Genomic DNA, 1451 nt, shown 5'->3' on the forward strand with positions numbered 1-1451 from the left:
TTATCCGCGCCCTCAATGTTACTGCCGGTGAACACGTTGTTGAAAGTCATGCTCGTCGCTGCGGTACCGCTGGTGAAGCCGGTATCCACCGTGACATTCTCCAGCGCGATATTGCTGGCGGTGAGCGTCCCGGCGCTGCCGTCAGCGTTGGTACCGACCGTGTAATTGCTGACCACCTGCATACCACTGTCTGCCGGCGGTGTCGGTACGCCCCCCTGCGACGGCGTTTTACTGGCATCCGGCACGGTGATGTCTGCCACCCCGGAGTGGTCTTCCTGCGTTCCGCTGGTGCCTGGCGCAAAGATACCGCAATTCGTCTCACACAACAGATTTACTTCACCGTTGTTGATGAACTGTTTTGCCGTCCCGCCAAAGGCGTATGAGTCTTCGGCATAGACGTTAATCACCCCGCTGGCAGTGTTATTCACCGTCGTGCCCTTACCGCCGCCCTGAATACCCGTCAGCCCGGTGCCGTTGCTGCCGTCTGACTGACCTGCCTGCGTTCCCACGTTCAGGGTGCCGCTGTTCACCAGATACTGTGTATAAGATGTCCCTGAGCTGGCGATGCCCACGGCGTTGTCACCCTGTACCGTCATGGTGCCTTCGTTGGCAAAGTTATAACCGCGGTTGACATACACCAGCGGCGCCTGCGCGTTACTGCCACTGATGACGCCGGTGGCTGAGTTAATAAACCACTTTGAGGCATCCGTGGTTCCGGTCTGTGCCGTGGTAATGGCGCTGTAACCGTTCTGCGCCAGCAACGTACCGTCATTGACGATGACGGTGTCGGCGCTGGAGGTGCGGGTGATATTGATTAGCGCATTTTCACCCCCTTCAACGGCCTGCCCGGTGTTGGTGATGGTAGCCCCGGCCTGGTTGTAGATATTCGCCGCACCGCTGAACGCCGCAGCGCCATCTTCCGTCACAGTCATTGTGCCGCTGTTCACCAGATTATTGGTGTAACTGGCAGCGGTGACGGTGCCGGTGAAATCCCCTTCGTTGAAAAATGAAACGTCAGATTTGTTCAGGTCCAGCTGTTTCGTGACGATACTGCCGGTCGCCCGGTTGTAGCTGTTTCTGCTTATCGTGATGTTGTCCGCAGTCAGGGTGCCCTGATTTTCCATACCACCGCCGGACACGGTTAAGGTACCGTTCACGTCCAGCACGCTGTCAGCCCCTTCGTTCCACAACCAGCCCATGGTCTGCAGATCGCCATTAAGCGTGGCATTGCCGTAGTTGGCGCTGCCGGTTCCGACGTTCTTAAAGCCGGTATCCGAATCCAGCACCACGGTTTCGCCGGCAGAAGCGATAACGGAAGGCAGCAGTGTGGCATCGGTGGGTTGTGAACCCATATGTGCGTCGTCATCCGCCATGGGTTCACCGCTAAGGTTGATTTGCCCGTAGTTCACGATGATACCGGTGCCGTCGTTGTAGAACGCCTGGCCGTAATC

1 pseudogene is annotated in these 1451 nt (G+C 57.7%); it reads right to left on the reverse strand.

Features of this window, described 5'->3' with window-relative positions:
- Positions 1-1451: pseudogene (locus tag GTGU_RS26215) on the reverse strand (autotransporter adhesin BigA); the annotation flags it as partial.

Source organism: Trabulsiella guamensis ATCC 49490, assembly GCF_000734965.1.
GTDB classification, from domain to species: domain Bacteria; phylum Pseudomonadota; class Gammaproteobacteria; order Enterobacterales; family Enterobacteriaceae; genus Trabulsiella; species Trabulsiella guamensis.